We start from the raw sequence: 2,101 nt of genomic DNA, 5'->3' as shown, positions 1-2,101 counted from the left end.
GCCCGGGCCCCCGCGGCCCAGCCGCCTCGCCGGCCCGGGCGGGGTTCGATCCGACCGCCGGGTGACCGCCAGCCAGGTGGCAGCGCGGCCGTTCCGGTGTCGGCGGCCGGCAGGGGCGGGACAGGCAGGGAGTGCGTGATGCCAAGGAACCCGTGGCCGAGCTGGTCAAACGCCGCCGCCACCCGGCCGTCGTCCAGGCGATGCGGTCCACGGCGGCGGCGACCATCGCCTACGCCGTCGCGCTCCAGCTCAGCAGCGAACCGGTACCGCTCACCGCACCGCTGACCGCCCTGCTCGTCGTTCAGGTCACCCTCTACGCCACGTTGACCACCGGCATCCGGCGGGTCAACGCCGTGGTCGCCGGCGTGCTGATCGCGATCGCCTTCAGCGCCCTGGTGGGGCTCTCCTGGTGGAGCCTCGGGATGATCATCCTGGCTTCGTTGGCGGCCGGACACCTGGTCAAGGTGCACGAGTTCATTCCCGAGGTGGCGATCAGCGCCATGCTCGTACTCGGTGTGACCCGGGTGGCCAACACGGCCTGGGACCGGGTGTTGGAGACCCTCATCGGGGCCGGTGTCGGCCTGCTGTTCAACTTCCTGTTCGCGCCGCCGGTCTGGGTACGGACCGCGAGCGAGCACATCGAGGACCTGGCCCGCCGGCTCCAGGACCTGTTGCAGCGCATCGGCGCCGAACTCGGCAACCACACGCCCATCGACCGGGCCGCGGCCCGGTTGCACGAGGCGCGGCGGCTGGACAACGACGTCGCGCGGGTCGACGCCGCGCTCCGGCAGGCCGAGGACAGCCTGCGCCTCAACCCCCGGGTCAAGGAGGGCAAGCTGCACCGCGTGGTGCTGCGCACCGGGCTCGACACCCTGGAGATCTGCACGGTGGTGGTGCGGGTGGTCACCCGTACGCTCACCGACCTGGCGAAGCACCGTACCGCCGAGCCGCTGTTCGCGCCCGACGTCGCCGACGTGCTGGCGGAGCTCTTCGACCACGTCGCCGATGCCGTCGCCAGCTTCGCCGTGCTGGTCACCACGCAGGTCAACACGGACGCGCAGGACGCCGAGGACCGGCTCGCCGGCACATTGGAGGCGGCGGACGCCAGCCGGGCGCGGGCCGCGGTCCGGCTGCTCGACTGTGTCCGGCGCGACCCGCGCCAGTGGCAGTTGCACGGCGCCCTGCTGGCCGAGATCGACCGCATCCTGGACGAGCTCGACATGGAACACCGCACCACCCGCCTCATGGAGGAACTCGACCGCACCACCCGCGAGGGCCACCGGCGCTTCCCCCGGCTGCGCCGGCTCGTCCGGCTCTGAGCGCGGTACGGGCCACCGAGGCACCGGCACCGGGGGAGCGGGCGCGCGTTCCGCGGCGGAAGGCGGAAGGCGGAAGGCGGAAGGCGGAAGGCGGAAGGCGGAAGCTGGGCGGCGCCCGGGGTGGTTCAGGCGACCCAGTGCGTCCGGCGGGTGGCGGGCGCACTGGGCAGGCCGGCGGTCAGGGCGGTGGCCAGGCGTCGTACGGCCTCCTGCAACTGGGGCGCGGTGGCGGTGAACGGGATGCGCAGCCGCTGTTCGAAGATGCCCGGGTCGGCGGCGAAGACGGCGCCGCTCTCGATCCGCACCCCGTGTGTCAGGGCCCGTTCGGCCAGTGCCGACGCGACGGGTTCGGCCAGGTCGACCCAGAGCGAGAGGCCGCCGGGCGGCTGGTGCCAGCTCCACTGCGGCACCTGCTCGGCCAGCGCCGCGGCCAGTGCCGCGCGCTGCTGGCGCAGTTGCTCAAGCCGGGGCGGCAGCAGTTCGTCGGCCCGGGCCAGCAGGGTCAGGGCCAGCAACTGGTCGAGCACCGAGCCACCCATGTCGGAGGCGACGCGTTCGCTCGCGAGCTCGGTGACCAGGCGCGCGGGCGCGCGCAGCCAGCCGATGCGCAGCCCGCCCCAGTGCGTCTTGCTCATCGAACCCAGGGTGATGAGCTGGCCCGTGTCACCCGGCGCCGCGCCCCCCGCGCCCGGGGGGGGCGCCGGGGCCGGGCGCGCGCGCGCGGGCCCCCGGGCGGCGCCCCTCCCCCCCCCGCCCGCCCCGGCCCCCGCCCGGGGCCCCCC

At 74.9% G+C, this 2,101-nt stretch carries 2 protein-coding genes; one reads left to right on the top strand and one right to left on the bottom strand.

From position 1 onward, the window contains the following. The first annotated feature begins 131 nt into the window (after positions 1-131). Positions 132-1,319 (top strand): FUSC family protein, encoded by a 1,188-nt coding sequence (locus tag AAHZ94_RS33130; protein ID WP_349997407.1) that lies wholly within the window; start codon positions 132-134, stop codon positions 1,317-1,319. Between the two features lie 125 nt (positions 1,320-1,444). Here the strand turns inward: AAHZ94_RS33130 and AAHZ94_RS33125 are convergent. Beyond that, a partial coding sequence (locus AAHZ94_RS33125) for an aminotransferase class I/II-fold pyridoxal phosphate-dependent enzyme (RefSeq protein ID WP_502964858.1) occupies positions 1,445-2,101 on the bottom strand: 657 nt, incomplete at its 5' end.

The sequence above is a fragment of the Streptomyces sp. HSW2009 genome (assembly GCF_040240285.1).
Lineage (GTDB): Bacteria > Actinomycetota > Actinomycetes > Streptomycetales > Streptomycetaceae > Streptomyces.
Note: the sequence above shows the minus strand (reverse complement) of the source record. Positions and strands in the feature narration are given on the sequence as shown.